At 71.7% G+C, this 15,479-nt stretch carries 12 protein-coding genes and 1 tRNA gene; 2 read left to right on the top strand and 11 right to left on the bottom strand.

All coding sequences use genetic code 11. The features are described 5' to 3' along the window. Positions 1–62 precede the first annotated feature (62 nt). The 11 genes from ACT3SP_RS14370 to ACT3SP_RS14320 form a co-directional block, all read right to left on the bottom strand. A complete protein-coding gene (locus tag ACT3SP_RS14370) occupies positions 63–929 on the bottom strand; it encodes a MetQ/NlpA family ABC transporter substrate-binding protein (protein ID WP_444587990.1) in 867 nt (288 codons plus the stop codon). Positions 930–969: 40 nt separating this feature from the next. Continuing rightward, complete coding sequence (locus tag ACT3SP_RS14365) at positions 970–1,647, bottom strand: methionine ABC transporter permease (protein WP_444587989.1); 678 nt, start codon at positions 1,645–1,647, stop codon at positions 970–972. A 30-nt stretch (positions 1,648–1,677) separates the two neighbouring features. After that, positions 1,678–2,409 (bottom strand): methionine ABC transporter ATP-binding protein, encoded by a 732-nt coding sequence (locus tag ACT3SP_RS14360; protein WP_444587988.1) that lies wholly within the window; start codon positions 2,407–2,409, stop codon positions 1,678–1,680. A gap of 90 nt (positions 2,410–2,499) precedes the next feature. Then, positions 2,500–2,940, bottom strand: coding sequence for an OsmC family protein (locus tag ACT3SP_RS14355; protein WP_444587987.1), 441 nt, complete (start codon positions 2,938–2,940; stop codon positions 2,500–2,502). A gap of 63 nt (positions 2,941–3,003) precedes the next feature. Further along, complete coding sequence (locus tag ACT3SP_RS14350) at positions 3,004–4,506, bottom strand: hypothetical protein (protein ID WP_444587986.1); 1,503 nt, start codon at positions 4,504–4,506, stop codon at positions 3,004–3,006. Positions 4,507–4,865: 359 nt separating this feature from the next. After that, a tRNA-Ser gene (locus tag ACT3SP_RS14345) sits at positions 4,866–4,953 on the bottom strand. Between the two features lie 124 nt (positions 4,954–5,077). Continuing rightward, the gene (gene tyrS, locus ACT3SP_RS14340; RefSeq protein ID WP_444587985.1) at positions 5,078–6,397 is read right to left on the bottom strand and encodes a tyrosine--tRNA ligase; all 1,320 of its coding nucleotides are present in this window, start codon (positions 6,395–6,397) and stop codon (positions 5,078–5,080) included. Positions 6,398–6,860: 463 nt separating this feature from the next. Further along, complete coding sequence (locus ACT3SP_RS14335) at positions 6,861–6,971, bottom strand: methionine/alanine import family NSS transporter small subunit (protein ID WP_444587984.1); 111 nt, start codon at positions 6,969–6,971, stop codon at positions 6,861–6,863. Positions 6,972–7,014: 43 nt separating this feature from the next. After that, a complete protein-coding gene (locus ACT3SP_RS14330) occupies positions 7,015–8,649 on the bottom strand; it encodes a sodium-dependent transporter (RefSeq protein WP_444587983.1) in 1,635 nt (544 codons plus the stop codon). A gap of 272 nt (positions 8,650–8,921) precedes the next feature. Then, positions 8,922–10,562 carry a PTS ascorbate transporter subunit IIC gene (locus ACT3SP_RS14325; protein ID WP_444587982.1) on the bottom strand — a complete coding sequence of 547 codons (1,641 nt, stop codon included), beginning with the start codon at positions 10,560–10,562 and terminating at the stop codon, positions 8,922–8,924. Positions 10,563–10,688: 126 nt separating this feature from the next. Further along, complete coding sequence (locus ACT3SP_RS14320) at positions 10,689–11,525, bottom strand: PTS sugar transporter subunit IIA (protein WP_444587981.1); 837 nt, start codon at positions 11,523–11,525, stop codon at positions 10,689–10,691. 284 nt (positions 11,526–11,809) lie between these two features. Between ACT3SP_RS14320 and ACT3SP_RS14315 the strand changes: the two genes are divergently transcribed. Together ACT3SP_RS14315 and ACT3SP_RS14310 are read left to right on the top strand one after the other, a co-directional pair. Beyond that, positions 11,810–13,252 carry an amidohydrolase gene (locus ACT3SP_RS14315; RefSeq protein WP_444587980.1) on the top strand — a complete coding sequence of 481 codons (1,443 nt, stop codon included), beginning with the start codon at positions 11,810–11,812 and terminating at the stop codon, positions 13,250–13,252. A 170-nt stretch (positions 13,253–13,422) separates the two neighbouring features. Further along, positions 13,423–15,006: an AbgT family transporter gene (locus ACT3SP_RS14310; protein ID WP_444587979.1), complete on the top strand. Its 1,584-nt coding sequence runs from the start codon at positions 13,423–13,425 to the stop codon at positions 15,004–15,006. Positions 15,007–15,479: the final 473 nt, after the last annotated feature.

The following is a 15,479-nucleotide window of genomic DNA, read 5'->3' as shown; positions in this document are numbered from 1 at the left end:
CGCCTCGCCCGCGCCGGCAGCGCACATGTGCGCGGGCGCGGGCGGGCGCCGGGTGCCGCGGCTCAGAACGAGGGGATCAGCGTGTCGCTGTGCTCCTCCTCGAGGAAGCTGCGCACCGCATCGCTGGTCATCGCGCGGCGCAGCACCTGGATCTTCTCCGAGTCCTGGTCCTCCTCGCGGGCGACCAGCGAGATCGCGAAGCGCTGGTCCACGGTCTCCTCGAGCAGCAGGGCGTCGGCCGGGGTGAGCCCCACCTTCGAGATATAGGTGGGGTAGTTGTAGACCAGCGCGATGCCGTCCTCGTCGTAGGCGGCGGCCAGGTTCAACAGGTCCACCTGCACGAACTCGAGGTCCAGGGGGTTCTCGACGATGTCGCCGATGCGCCCCTCGAAGCCCGCGTCCTCGGGCAGGGTGAGCAGCCCGTGCTCGTGGAGGATCGCGAGGGCCCGGCCCTCGTTGGAGACGTCGTTCGGGATCGCGACCTTCGCGCCCTCGGGGATCTCGTCGGCGCCGGCGTGCTCCTTGGAGTAGTAGCCCACCTTCGCGTCGTAGATCGACTCGAGCTTCACGAGGTCGGTGCCGTTCTCCTCGTTGAACGTGGTCATGAACGGCTCGTGCTGGGCGAAGTTCGCGTCGACCTCGCCGTCGGCCAGCAGCCGGTTGTACTGCACGTTGTCGCTGACCTGCACCAGCTCGATCGTGTACCCCTCCTCGGCGGCGACCTCCGCGGCGGTGGTCACCACGTCCGTCATCGGCGGGAGGTGGGAGGCGACCGTGATGGTCCTGTCCTCGTCGGCGTCGGCGCTCTCGTCGGACCCGCCGCCCACGCCGCAGGCGGCCAGGCCCAGCACGGCGGTGCCGGCCAGGGCCCCCAGGCCGACGGCGCGGCGGCTCGGGTGGTGGGCGGAGGGGAGGGTGGACGGGGTCATGGTGTGTCTCGTTCCTGGTCGGTGACGTGGAGGCGGAGGGTCAGCGCGCGCGTTTGTCGAGGGTGCGGGCGAGGAGGGTCCCCGCCCCCTGGATGAGCATCACGACCACGATCATCAGCAGGATCGTGGTGTACATGAGGTCGTACTCGTAGGTCTGATAGCCGTACCGGATCGCGAAGTCGCCCACGCCGCCGCCCCCGACCACGCCCATGATCGTGGAGTAGCTGACCATCGAGATCGTCACCGTGGTCAGGCTCAGCACCAGCCCGGAGCGCGCCTCGGAGTAGAGGAAGCGGGTGACGAGCTGGAGAGGGCTCGCGCCGAGGGAGCGGGCGAGCTCGATCGTGGTCTCGGGCACGTCCAGCAGCGTCTGCTCGGAGAAGCGCGCGTAGAGCGCCGCGGCCACGAAGGCGAGCGGCACGGAGGCGGCCGTGGTGCCGAAGGAGGTCCCCACCAGCCAGCGCGTGAACGGGATGAGCGCCACCACGAACAGCAGGAAGGGCACCGAGCGCACCACGTTGACGTAGGCGTTCAGCGCGGCGTGCAGCCAGCGCCGCTCATAGGGCCCGCCGGGTCGGGCGAGGTAGAGCATCGTCCCCAGGGGGAGGCCGACGAGCACCGCTGCCAACAGCGAGTTGCCGATCATGTACCCGGTCTCGAGGACCGAGGTGAGGATCTCGGCGCGGTACTCGGACAGGCGCTCCAGCAGGTCGTTCATGCGGTGTGCCCGTTCATGCGGTGTGCCCGGTCATGACAGGTGCTCCGCGGCGCGCTCGGCGTAGGTGCCCGTGCGCTCGCGCGGCGGCGGGGGAGTGACGTCGGTGAGCGCGGCGAGGCGCCCGCCCTCGAGCACCGCGGCGCGGTCGCAGGAAGCCTTGACGACGTCGAGCTCGTGGCTGACCAGCACGATCGTGGTGCTGAACTCGCGTCGGACGTCCTGCAGGACGGCCATGACCTCCTCGGTGTGCCCGGAGTCCAGGGCCGAGGTCGGCTCGTCGCACAGCAGGATCCGCGGCCGGGTCACGAGGGCCCGCGCGATCGCGACCCGCTGCTTCTCCCCGCCCGAGAGACGGGCGGGATGGGTGCCCTGGTGGCCGGCCATCCTCACGAACTCGAGCATCTGCAGGGCCGTGTCCCGGCCGCGAGCGCCCTGCAGACGCAGCGGCAGCGTGACGTTCTGGAGCACGGTCGAGTTGGCGAGCAGGTTGAACTGCTGGAAGACCATGCCGATGCGCTGCCGGCGCCGGCGCTGCTGCCGGGACGACAGGGCGCCCTGGTCCTCGCCGTCCACCAGCACGGTCCCGGCGGTGGGGGCCTCGAGGCGGTTGATCAGGCGCAGCAGGGTCGACTTCCCGGAGCCGCTCTCGCCCACGACGCCGAACATCTCGTTCTCCGCGACGGTCAGGTCGATGCCGTCCAGCGCGGTCACCGAGGAGCGGCCCTGGACGAAGGTCTTGGAGACGCTGCGGAACTCGATCATCGGCTCTCGGAGGGGAGGGGTGGGCCGACGGGCGCGCGGTGGGCGCATCGTCCGACGGGCGGGGTGAGGCAAGCCTACTCAGCGAGCTGGTCAGTGCGTTATGCGGTGCGTCACGGAGGCGCCGCCCTGCCCCTCGAGCAGCTTCGAGACGGGGCAGCGGGCATGAGCGGCCTCGATCAGGGGCCGGGCCTCCTCCTCGGACATCGCCTCGATGCTCACCAGGGCGCGGGGCACGAAGCGGTAGCCGCCCGCGGGATCGCGGTGCAGCTCGACCTCGACGCTCACCTGGCCGAGGTCGTCCCGCCCGTGCTCGGCGAGCACCACCGCGAGGGTCTCGCCGAGGCAGGTGCTCCAGGCCATGGCGAGGAACTGCTCGGGGTTGTACCCGTCGTCGGTGGCGAAGGGGCCGCCGGTGGGCAGGGGCGAGGCGGTCGGCCCGTCGTGCACGCGCACCTCTCCCGAGGTGCCGCCGTGGTTGTCCACGCGGGCGGTGTAGAGGGCGGAGGAGGGGCGGTGGGGCGTTCCGGCCATGGAGCCAGGGTAGGACCGGACCGGCCTCGCGGGGGCGGTCCCCGCCCGTGCCGGTCGAGGCGGTCAGGTCACCTGGTCGGCGTCGACCGTCCAGGTGTTGCACGCGGACAGGTCGCCGCCGGATTCGAAGCCCGCCTCGAGCCATCGGGTGCGGGCTTCGGGGCTGATGTCGTACGGCGGCTCCCCCTCGGTCCAGGCCGACGGATCGGTCAGCGCCTCGCGCATCGCCGGGCTGGGCTCGGCGTCGGTCGGCACCTGCATCGAGGCGGCCGACGCCAGGCACTGCATCTGCAGGCTGTAGCGTCGCCAGGACTCCTCGAAGCGCTCCGTGTCGCCGTCCTCGTCGAGCAGGTCGCGCATGTGCCCGTAGTAGAAGGCCACGGAGCTGTTCCACGTCACCGTGTTCATGTAGATGAAGGCGAGGTCCCACAGGTAGGCACCCGGGGCGTTCGCCGGGTCGGTGAAGTCGAGGGCCGTCCCATAGCCCTCGGGCCAGTAGATCGTGCCGTCGAGGTTGCACATCCGCGGGAAGTCCGGTTCGAAGGACTCCGCATCGCAGGTGGCGCTGGAGGGGACGTCCGGGTGCTCGTACACGACGACGCTCGGGCTCGACCAGGGAAGATCGCGGTCCGAGCTCGCCGTGGACCACACCCGGTTCAGGCAGCCGCCGGCGGCGTCGAGCACGGCCTGCAGCTCGTCGGCGCTGGGATCCACCGGGGTCTCCGGCAGCTCGCAGGTGGCCACCCCCGGCAGCGACCCCTCGGTGAGCGGGTTGTCCTCGAGGACGGCCCACATGTCGTCGGCATCGCCGGGCGGCTCATCGATCGGGGAGATGACCGTGAAGCCGGAGCTCTCCGACTCGGAGGGGGTGGTGGGCTCCTCCTCGCTCGGCGTCTCCGACTCCGGATCCGTCGTGGGCTCGGTCTCCGGATCCGTCGGCGAGGGGGTGTCCGTGGCGACCGGCGGGTCCTCATCGCCCTGGCTGAGCACCAGATACGTGATCCCGCCGCCGATCACGAGCACGAGGGCGAACACGCAGCTGAGGGCGACTGCGATCAGTGCCCAGGGGCGCTTCGGCTTCGGCTGCTGGGCGTAGCCTCCGGGGCCCTGCGGACCTCCGGGGCCCTGCGGACCGCCGGGGCTGTGCGGGCCGCCGAATCCGGGGCCCTGCGGACTCCCGAAGGCGGGCCCCTGTGCTCCACCCGGAGCGCCCGCGCCGTGCGGACCGCCGTAGCCCGGTCCCTGCGGAGCGCCCTGCGGGCCCGGTCCGGCGGGGCTGCCGTAGCCCGGGTTCGGGTGACCGCCCTGGACCTGGTTGCCCGGGAACTGTCCGTTCTGGGGCTGGCCGTTCTGGAACTGTCCGTTCTGGGGCTGGCCGTTCTGGAACTGACCGCCCTGGAACTGGCCGTTCTGGGGCTGGCCGATCGACGGATCCCCGCCCGGTGCTCCCTGCGGCTGCCCGCCCGGGGGATTCCCGTTCTGCGGCGTGCCGTTGTGCGGGCTGCCGTCCTGCCACGGCTCCCCCTGCTGCCCGTTGCCGGGACCGCCCCACCCTGAGCTCGACATCCCTGTCCCCCTCGTCGTCACCCACCATTGCTCCGGGAAGGATATCCGCGCAGGCAGCACGGAGGGAGGGGGAGAGCGGGGTCGAAGGGTCCGCGCCGTCCGCACCGGCACCGGCCGAGCGCGTCCCCGACGGCCTGACGTGCACCGATCGCTCGAGGAGGGAGGAGATTCCGATGCGGTCACGAGTGCGGGGCCGGTCCGGAACCTGCGATCCGCCGCGTGTTCTCCGCCGTGTGCTCCTCGCCGCGTGCGGGCCTGGTCCCTGCGGGCGTGGCTCCCCGGGCGTCGGCGAGGGGTCGCGCAGCGGGCGGTGCAGAACGCCCCTGACCTGCATGACTGCAGATCAGGGGCGTTTCCTGTGGCGGAGGATAGGGGATTTGAACCCCTGAGGGCGTTAACCCAACACGCGTTCCAGGCGTGCGCCATAGGCCGCTAGGCGAATCCTCCAGCGCTCAACAAGAGCAGTGGACAGCGTACCTGACCGCCCAGGTCGGCGCGAACTCACCGGGCGCAGGTCACACTCGGGCGCAGGTCGCACTCGGGCTCGGCCCTGCGTACCCGGGCCCCATGCTCACGTTGACCTGACCCGGAACCACCGACGACGCCCGGCGCGCAGCACCTGGCCGGTGGCGGGGTCCACGGAGAGGTCGGGATCGGTGAGCCGTCGGCCGTCGAGCTCCACCCCACCGCCCCGCAGGAGGCGCCGGGCCTCGCTGCGGGAGAGGTCCGGGCGTGCGGAGGTGACCAGCTCCAGAGCGCTGAGCGATGCCGCGGCGAGCGGGAGCGGCGTCATCTCCTGCGGCATCCGACCGGCCGAGAACACCCGCACGAACTCCTCGCGACTGCGTCGGGCGGCGTCCTCGCCGTCGTGCCGGCGCACCACCGCCTCGGCGAGTTCGAGCTTCGCATCGCGGGCCTCCGCACCCCCGACGGCCGCTCGGCGCCCCAGCTCGTCCACCTGCCCGAGCGGCAGGTCCGTGTACACGCGCGCCCAGGTCCCGATGAGCTCGTCGCGCAGGGTCATCAGCCGTCCGAACTTCTCCGGTGCCGGAGCGCACAGCCCGACGTAATTGCCCAGGGACTTCGACTGCTTGGACCCGCCGTCCAGCCCGGGGGTGACCGTCGAGGTGATGACCGTCTGCGGTCGCTGCCCGTGCTTGACCTGCATCTCCCTGCCCATCGCCTCGTTGAACAGCTGATCGGTGCCCACGATCGTCAGGTCCGACTCCAGGGCGACGCTGTCGAAGCCCTGCAGCACCGGGTAGATCAGCTCGTGCATCGCGATCTCGCTGCCCGCGGCGATCCGGGCGCGGAACATGTCGCGGGAGATCAGGTGGGCGTGGGTGACCAGACTGAGCTCCTTCAGCAGCCCGGGCACGCCCATCCCGTCGAACCACTCGGAGTTGCGGCGGATCCGCAGCAGCTCGGGGTCATCGCGCAGCACGCGGGTGACCTGCGCGAGGAACGAGTCGGCGTTGTCCCGGATCTGCTCCTCGGTGAGCACGGGGCGCACGGTGCTGCGGCCGGTGGGATCTCCGATGCGGCTGGTCGTGTCGCCGAGCAGGAAGATCACGGTGTGCCCGAGGTCCTGCAGGGCGCGCATCATCCACAGGTTCACGGCATGGCCCAGGTGGAGGTCGGGGGCGGTCAGATCGACGCCGAACTTGATGCGCAGCGGACGGTCCTCCCGCAGCCGGTCCAGCAGGTCCTCGCGGCCGATGATCTGGTCCGTCGTGCGCTCGAGCACGGACAGGACCTCCTCGGGCGTCGCCTTCGGGGTGGCGGGCGTGGCATCCGAGGTGGCGTGCGTGGCGGGCGTGGCGGGCGTGGCGTTCGGGGTGGCGGGTGTGGCCCTCGAGGTGGCGTGCGGGCCGTTCGTCGGGGTGACCATGGGAGTCCTCTCGGTGGGGCGAGAGGAGCTGCCGGTCCCCTCGCCGTGGATACGGAAAAGGCGAGGACCTGGTGGTCCTCGCCGGGGGCTCTGGGGGAGCGGTGCTGCGTCGCTGCCGGTAAGTCACTGCCGGTGGGGCAGCGCGGCAGTGTCAGTGCGGCTGCATCACGACAGCTGCGGGCGCACGACGGCATGGCTCGCCTCAGAGCCGTGCGGATAGTCGATGCGCAGATGCATGAGGGGAGGATAGCGCATCCCGGCGATCCGGCGTCCTCGAGCGCGGCCGCCTCGGCGCACGGCTGTCGTGCCGGGGCCGAGCACCTCGGCGGCGCGCGCGGACCGAGCCGTTCCGCCTCCGCGAGGGATCCGGTGCGCCGCGGCGCCGCCCCCGCAGCCATCGCCACGGGGCCGGCAGGCTCCGTCCCGTCCGGCGCCGGTCACCCGTGCGGGAGGGTCGGGCGGGTCAGTCGTCCGAGGCCTCGGGGTGGCGGGCGATGTTGATGATGGCGGCGACGAGGCCGCCCCAGACGGTGACGATCGCGATGACCATCATGGCGATGGCGGAGAAGGACATGGTCACTCCTTGACGAGCAGGGTCGGGGGTGAGAGCGGAGGCGTCATGACCGCAGCTCGTGCGGGGTGGAGGCCTCGGGGCTGGGGACGAGGCCCAGACCGGCCTCGACCTCCGGGGCGATCGGGTCGCCGTCGGAGTCGTTCTTGTGCATGTTCGAACCGGCCGGCCACGGGATCAGGGACAGTCCGATCGCGACCACCACCAGGCCGATCGCCATCAGCCAGCCGAAGACGAGCACGAACCAGCCGGGGTAGTCCTCGTAGGTGCCCTCTGCCCGCAGCAGCTCGAGGGTGCTGAGGGTGAGCGAGACGCCGAGCACCACCGGGGCGATCACGCCCACGCACGCGAACCACACCAGCCCGATCTTGAAGGAGCCGCGGTGATTGAGATGGTCGCGGAGGGTGGGCAGGCCCCGCAGCACATAGGTGACGATGATCGTCGACACCGCCGCCGCGGCGACGATGCCGTACTCGTTGACCCACTTGTCCATCACGTCCAGCAGGGGAAGTCCCATGGTGGTGGAGAACAGCGCGGTGGAGACCACGGCGAGGGGGATGCAGACCCACAGCGTCGAGGGGATGCGGGCGAGGCCGAACTTGTCCTGGATCGCGGCGATGATGACCTCGACGATGGAGACGAGCGAGGTGAAGCCCGCCAGCACCAGCGAGCCGAAGAACAGCACGCCGATCAGAGCCCCGGCGGGCGCCTCGCTGATGATGGTCGGGAAGGCGATGAACGCGAGGCCCACCCCGGCGGTGACCACCTCGTCGATCGCGACGCCCTGCGCCTGCGCCATGAAGCCGAGGGCCGAGAACACGCCGATGCCGCAGAGGATCTCGAAGCCCGAGTTCGCGAAGCCCACCACCAGGCCGGAGCCGGTGAGGTCGGTCTTCTTCTTCAGGTAGGAGGCGTAGGTGAGCATGATGCCGAACGCCACCGAGAGCGAGAAGAAGATCTGGCCGTAGGCGGCGATCCACACGCCCGGGTCCAGCAGCGCGCCCCAGTGCGGCTTGAAGAAGGCGTCGAGGCCGTCGATCGCGCCGGGCAGGAACAGCGAGCGCACCACCAGGATCACGAACATGATCACCAGCAGCGGGATGAAGATGACCGAGCTGGCGGCGATTCCCCTCTGCACGCCGAGCGCCATCACCACGATGATCGCCGCCCAGACGGCGATCAGGGAGATCAGCACGGCGGGGACCACGTCGAAGGAGATGGTGGCGTCCTGACCGCCGAGAGCCTGGGTGTACTCGCCGAAGAACCCGGCCGCGTCGTCACCCCAGCGCTGGTCGAACGAGAAGATCGTGTAGTTCGTGGCCCAGGCCAGGATCAGCGCGTAGTACAGGGCGATGATCAGGGCGATCAGCACCTGCCACCAGCCGATGAACTCGGTCCACCGACGGAACCGGCGCCACGCCGCGGGGGCGGAGCCGCGCCAGCGGTGCCCGATCGCGTAGTCCAGGAACAGCAGCGGGATGCCGGCGGTCAGCAGGGCGACCAGGTACGGCAGGATGAAGGCGCCGCCGCCGTTCTCGTAGGCCACGGCGGGGAAGCGCCAGATGTTGCCGAGGCCGACTGCGGAGCCGATGGCCGCGAAGATGAAGGCCGTGCGGCCCGAGAAGGCTCCGCGGTCCGCTTTCGCCCCCGTTGCGGCAGGGGAGGAGGATGGTGCGCTCAAGGTGTCGCCTCCGAGGGGATGCGCCGACGAGTGGCGGCTGGGTGGTGCAGGGCTGAGGGTAGGGCTGGGGCACGCCCGGTGCGGTGCACGGTCCGCGGGTCACACGCCCGTGCGGAGCCCGGGGAGGGGACGGCCGACGGGGTGAGCGGCCGCACATCGTGCAGGGATGATACTCGCTCGGCGCCCGCGGTCAGAGGGCGTTCCGCCAGTGCGCCCCGGGGCGGCTGGTCAGCGGCGGGGCAGGTCGGTCCATCCGCCGCCGGCGCGAGCGCTCAGTCGCCGGGCGGGGGCGGGGGAGTCGGCGCGCCGACGGGCGGCGCGACCCGCGGGCGGCGGTCGGGGTCGCCGGCGGCCCGGGACGCGGCGGAGGTGCCGTCGGCCGGTGTGCCGGCAGATGCTCCGTCGGGCGCTCCGCTCCCGGGCCCTGTCCCGCCCCCGGCGGCATCTGCGGCCGTGGCCCCGGTGGTGGCCCCGACCGCGGCGCGCGCCGGCGCGGGATCCCAGCCGGCGTCGACCACGCGGCGCTGCATGAGGATCGCGCCGCCCAGGATCAGGGCGCCGACGACGATCAGCAGGGCGATGCCGGGCAGCACCCCGGTGCGGGCCGAGTAGCCGATGAGGATGCCGAACCAGCCGAAGTCCGTGTCCCCGAAGGTGGTGTTCGCCGAGCCGAAGGAGCCCAGCACCTTCAGCAGCAGCGCCGGCAGGAAGGTGACCAGCAGGCCGTTGACGAAGCCGCCGGCGACGGCGCCGCGGCGGCCGCCGGTGGCATTGCCGTAGACGCCCGCCGCACCGCCGGTGAAGAAGTGCGGCACGAGCCCGGGCAGGATCAGCGCCAGGCCCAGCACCGGCCCGAGCCACACGCCGAGCACCAGCAGGCCCACGAGACCGCCCGCGAAGCTCGAGAGGAAGCCGATGAGCACGGCGTTCTGCGCGTACGGGAAGACGATCGGCGCGTCGAGAGCGGGGATCGCGCCGGGGACGACCTTGGCGGCGATGCCCTGGAAGGCGGGCACCAGCTCGCCGAGGATCGTGCGCACGCCGAAGAGGATCACGGCCACGGCGATGCCGAACTGGAGGCCCTGGGTCACGGACTGCATGAGGTAGTTGCCGACGTCGCTCGCACCGTCCTCGAACGCCTCGAAGGCGGTCGCCTCCCCGGCCCGCAGCAGGTACACGACGGCGACCACGAGGTACATCAGCACCATCGACAGGGCGGTGGCGACCATCGAGTCGCGCAGGAACCGCAGGGATTCGGGGACCTTGAGGTCCTCGGTGGAGCGGCTGCGGCCCCTGGGGTCCACGAGGCGGCCGACGGCGCCGGCGGCGATGTAGCCCGCGGTGCCGAAGTGCCCGATCGCGATCGAGTCGTCGCCCGAGATGCGGCGGGTCCAGGGCTGGGCGAGAGCGGGCAGGGAGACCATGAGGATGCCCAGCAGCACCGCGCCGAGCACCACCACGACCACGGTGGGCATGCCTGCCGAGGCCATCACCACCGTGATCAGAGTGGCCATGAACAGCAGGTGATGGCCCGTGAGGAAGACGTAGCGCAGCGGCGAGAAACGGGCCAGCAGGATCGCGACGACGAAGCCGAGGATCATCAGCCACGCCACCTGGGCGCCGAACTCCTCCTGGGCGATGCCGGCGATGGCCTCGTTGGTGGGGACGACGCCCTGGGCTCCGAGGGCGCCCTGGATCATGACGCCCAGCGGGGTGAGGGAGGCGCTGACGAGGGTCGCGCCGGCGCCGATGAGCAGGAAGCCGAGGACGGCCTTGAGCGAGCCGCCGGCCACCTGGCCGACGGACTTGCGCAGCGCGATCAGGCCGATCGCGGTGATGATGCCGATGAGATAGGCGGGGACGCTGAGGATCTCGTTGACGAGGAACTGGGCGATCGTGACGAGCACGTTCATGGTCTTGCTCCGTGGTGTGGGGAGACGTGGTGTGAGCAGGCGTGGTGCGGGGAGGTGCGGTGTGAGCGGGCGCGGTGCGGGAGGGCGCGGTCCGGCATCCCGGGGCGGTGGACGTCGAGGGTCAGGTCAGACGGCGTAGACGCGCCGCAGGACGGCGTCGATCTCGGCCTGGGAGGTGAAGTTCTCGATCACCTCGACGCGCACGCCCACCTCGCCCAGGGTGTCGGCGATGGCGCCGGAGGTGAGGATGACGTCGGCGTCCTTGGCACGGCCCTTGGCGGAGATCGTGTCGGTGGCCTGGATGTCGAGGTACGGCGACCAGCCCCAGCGGTCCAGGACCTGCTCGGCGGTGTTCTTGAGGAACAGGCTGGTGCCCAGGCCGTTCCCGCAGACGGTGAGGATCAGGTTCTTGGAGGGCACGGCGTCGGGGTCGGTGGAGTCGTCGGAGGCCGGGGTGTCCTCGGGGGTCGCGGAGCCGGCAGCGGCTCCCGTGGCTGCGGTGCCGGGCGTCGCGTCGTCGGCCCCGAGCGCGGCGAGCACCTGCTGCGGGGTCGCCGCGGTGTCCAGGGCGCGGCGGCCGTCGGGGTCGGCGAGCACCCCGGCGAGCGCGGCGAGCGCCGCCTGGTGCGCGGAGCTGTCCGCGGCGGCCAGGGCCATGACCAGGGTGACCGGGTCGTTGGCCTCGTTCCCGAAGGCGATCGGTTCGGCCAGGCGCACGAAGGACAGCGCCGTGCGCAGCACGGAGTCGTCGGGCCGGGAGTGCGCGAGCGCGAAGCCCGGCGCGATGACGATGTAGGGGCCGTGCTCCTCGACGGTGCGGATCATCGCGTCGGTGTAGGCGGGCGTGGTGGCGCCGGTGGAGACCAGCAGGTCCCCGGAGCGCCGGATCGCCTCGCGCCAGTCCTGCGCGGCGGCGTCGAGGAGGACGGCCGAGGGATCGACCAGATCGCTGAGCTGTGACATGGGGATTCTTCTCACGAGAGGGAGAGGGTGGCAGGTGCCGGGGTCCGCGGGGGCGGCGCCCGGACGAACGCCCGGACGAATGCGGGGACGGTGCCCGGGGATCGGAGGACCCCGGGCGCGTGGCCCCGGGGCACGTGCGGGGGCGGGGACGAGGCTACGCCCTCCCCCGGGGACGGTGGCCCGCGAGGACCACCGGGCGGGTCCCGAGGGCGAGGGACCTCACGATCGGGTGACGACACGGGCCCGGTGGAGCGCCTCCGGGACTCCCGCCTATCCTTCCCTGCATGTCTTCCCAGCAGCCCCCGCGCTCCGACGCGCAGCATTCCGAGGTCTCCACCGCCTACCTCCGCCAGCTCGACGAGGAGCGCGAGGCGGCGATGCGGACCTCCTCCCACCCCGGCTCCTCCTTCGACGGCGCCGCTCCCGCCCTCCACGACCGGCTCGAGGAGCTGGTGGCCGCGGACGCCCCCGAGATGATCGAGCTGATGCTCGACCTCGCCGAGCACCCTGAGGTCGCCTTCGAGGAGCACCGCTCCGCCCGCGCGATCGCCGACGTCCTCGCCGCCCATGGCATCGAGGCCCAGGTGGGAGTCCACGGCCTGGACACCGCGATCCGCGCCGAGATCGGCGGCTCCGGTGCCAGCGCCGACTCCAGTGCCGACTCCAGTGTCGGCGCCGACGGGGAGTCCAGCGCCGACGCTGGCACCGACGGCGGGGCGGAGGGTGCCCCCGCCCTCGCGATCCTCGCCGAGTACGACTCCCTGCCCGTCGTCGGCCACGGCTGCGGCCACAACGTCATCGCCGTGATGGGGCTGGGGGCCTTCCTCGCGCTCGCCGCGCTCGCCGAGGCGGACCCGTCGGCCGTGCCCGGGCGGGTCGTGTTCCTCGGGACCCCCGCCGAGGAGGGCCACACCGGCAAGGAGTACATGGCCCGCGAGGGCGCGTTCGAGGGCCTCGACGCCGCGGTGATGGTGCACCCCTACGGCTATGACCTCGCCGACCAGACCTGGCTCGGGCGGCGCACCCTCACCGTCGAGTTCCACGGCCACACCGCCCACGCCTCCGCCCAGCCCTTCATGGGCCGCAACGCGCTGGACGCGGCGAGCCTCATGTACCAGGGCGTCGGCCTGATGCGCCAGCAGACCCCGTCCACCGACCGCATCCACGCGGTGATCCGCGAGGGCGGGGACCGGGCGAGCGTGGTCCCCGACCACGCGCGGCTGGACCTGTACGTCCGCTCCCAGCGGCCCGAGACCCTCAAGGACCTCTCGCTGCGGGTCGAGGACGTCGCCCGCGGCGCCGCGCTGATGGCCGGCGTGGGCGTCACCGTCCGCTGGGACGAGCACCCCCCGTCGCTGCCGGTGCGCACCAATGAGGCGCTCACCGGCCGCTGGGTCGCGTCGCAGCGCCGACGGGGCCGCGACCCGCTGCCCCACGGCGTCGTCTCGCCCTCCCTCGCGGCCTCCACCGACTTCGGGAACGTCAGCTACCGTGTGCCCGGCATCCACCCGGTGATCCGCATCGCCCCGCCCGAGGTGGCCCTCCACACCCGCGAGTTCGCGCAGTGGGCCGTCTCGGAGGACGCGAAGTCCGCCGCGTCCGACGGGGCCTACGGTCTCGCCGCGACCGTCCTGGACACCCTCCACGACCCGGCCCTCGCGACCGCGGTCGGCGAGGAGTTCGAGGCCTCCGGCGGCGCGATCGACGTCCCCGGGTTCTTCGACTGACCAGCCGGGTCGGCGCCCTCGGACCTCTCGCCGGGCGGCACGGCCCGTATCCGGCTCTCACCCGGCCCCGCACCGTTCGCCGACCCCGTCCTCGCCCCCGGCCCCTTCCCCGGCCCTCTCCGTGGCCCCGCCCCTTTTCCTGACCGACACCTTCGCCCCCTGGAGTCCCCATGAGCTCAGCGACCACCGAGCCTGCCAAGACCGGCCTCACGGACAGGGCCCTGAACTGGGTCGAATGGGCGGGCAACAAGCTGCCCGAGCCGTTCATGCTGTTCATCGTCCTGTTCCTGATCACCGGTGTGGTCTCGACCGGGATGGAGTGGAGCGGCGTGGTCGTCTCCGTCCCCGGCTCCGACGAGCCCACCGTGATCAAGGGCCTGTTCACCGGTGAGGGCATGGCCTGGCTGACCACCAACCTCGGCGTGAACTACATCGGGTTCCCGCCGCTGGTGACGGTCATGCCGATCCTGCTGGCGATCGGCATCGCCCAGCACTCCGGGCTGCTCGCGGCCGGGATCCGCAAGCTGTTCGGCTCCTCGCCGGCCTGGATGCTCCCCTACGTGGTGGGCTTCGTGGGCGTGATCTCCTCGATCATGGCCGACTCCGCCTTCGTGGTGGTGCCGCCGCTGGCCGCCCTGGTGTTCAAGGCCGCCGGGCGCCATCCCGTCGCCGGTCTGCTGGGCGGCTTCGCCGCAGCCGGCGCCGGCTACTCCACCAACATCTTCCCCACCTCGCTCGACGCCCTGTTCGCCGGCATCACCACCTCGGTGATGGACGCGCTGCCCGGCTACGAGTTCAGCTCCGTGAACCCGGTGTCGAACTGGTGGTTCAACATCGTCTCGTCGATCATCCTGGGCTTCGTGGCCGGCTTCATCATCGACCGGCTCATCGAGCCCCGCCTGCGGCGTCAGAACGTGCCCGTGGACGAGATCGCCGTCGAGGGCGCCGAGGACTCCGCCGAGAGCGCCGAGCAGATGCGCGCGGCTCTCAGCCCGAAGGAGAACAAGGGACTGCTGTTCGCGGTGCTCGCCGCCGCGGTGCTCACCGCCGTGATCCTGGCCGCGGCGCTGGTCCCGACCTCCCCCTGGCGCAACGAGGAGGGCGGCTTCCTGCCCGAGTCCCCGCTGCTGGACTCGATCGTGTTCATCGTGGTCGCGTACTTCATGGTGGTCGGCGTCGTCTACGGCGCGATCGTCGGCACCCTGCGCAGCACCCGCGACGCGGTGCAGATGATGTCCGACGCGCTCAAGGAGATGCTGCCGTTCATCGTGCTGGCCTTCATCCTGGGCAACTTCATCTCTCTGTTCAACTGGTCCGGCATCGGCACCTGGATCGCCGTGACCGGCGCAGACGCCCTCGAAGGCGCGGGCCTGACCGGCTTCGGCGCCATCATCGGCTTCATCATGCTCGCCAGCGTCCTGAACCTGTTCATCATCTCCGGCTCCGGCATGTGGGCGATCATGGGCGCCGTGTTCGTGCCGATGTTCGCGCTGATCGGCTACGAGCCCGCCTTCACCCAGGCCGCCTTCCGCGTGGGCGACTCCGCCACCCAGGTCATCACCCCGATGAACCCGTACATGATCGTGCTGCTGGGCATGCTGCGGAAGTACGAGCCCGAGGCCGGCCTGGGCACGCTGATGGCCCGCATGCTGCCGTTCGTGATCCCGTTCTGGATCGTGTGGACCACGATCCTGGCGATCTTCTTCTTCTTCGACCTGCCGATCGGGCCCGGCAACGGCATCTTCATGGGCTGAGCCGCGACCGTCCCGCCGCCTCCCCTCCATTCGTGAGCGGGGCAGAGTTGGGGTAATGGACGGCCGATACCCCCAACTCCGCCCCGCTCGCGTGGGGTGGGGGTCTCGTGGGCCCGGAGGCGGGGTCTCGTGGGGCGAGAGAGCCGGCTTCCGCGCGTGGGGTCCCGCCGTCCGCACCGAGCCCGTGGTCGGCTCCCGCCCACTGGACGTCCTGTCGGCACCTGTCCCCTGGAGCCCCTGTCGGCACCTGTCCACTGCGTCAGCGGGGCAAAGGTGGGGGAATGAGGGCTGGATTCCCCCAACTCTGCCCCGCCCGCGTCAGGTGGGGGCAGTCGCGTGGGGCGGGGGCAGTCGCGTGGGGCGGGGGTGGTTCCGTCAGGCGGGGGCAGTCGCGTGGGCTGGGGGCGGTCGCGTCAGGCGGGGGGGTGTCCCTATGTTCTGAGTCAAGCCGCGAGAGCGGCCGGCTCGGGAGT

The sequence above is a fragment of the Brachybacterium sp. AOP43-C2-M15 genome (assembly GCF_052446295.1).
GTDB lineage: Bacteria > Actinomycetota > Actinomycetes > Actinomycetales > Dermabacteraceae > Brachybacterium.
This window is presented reverse-complemented; position numbering and strand designations above follow the sequence as displayed.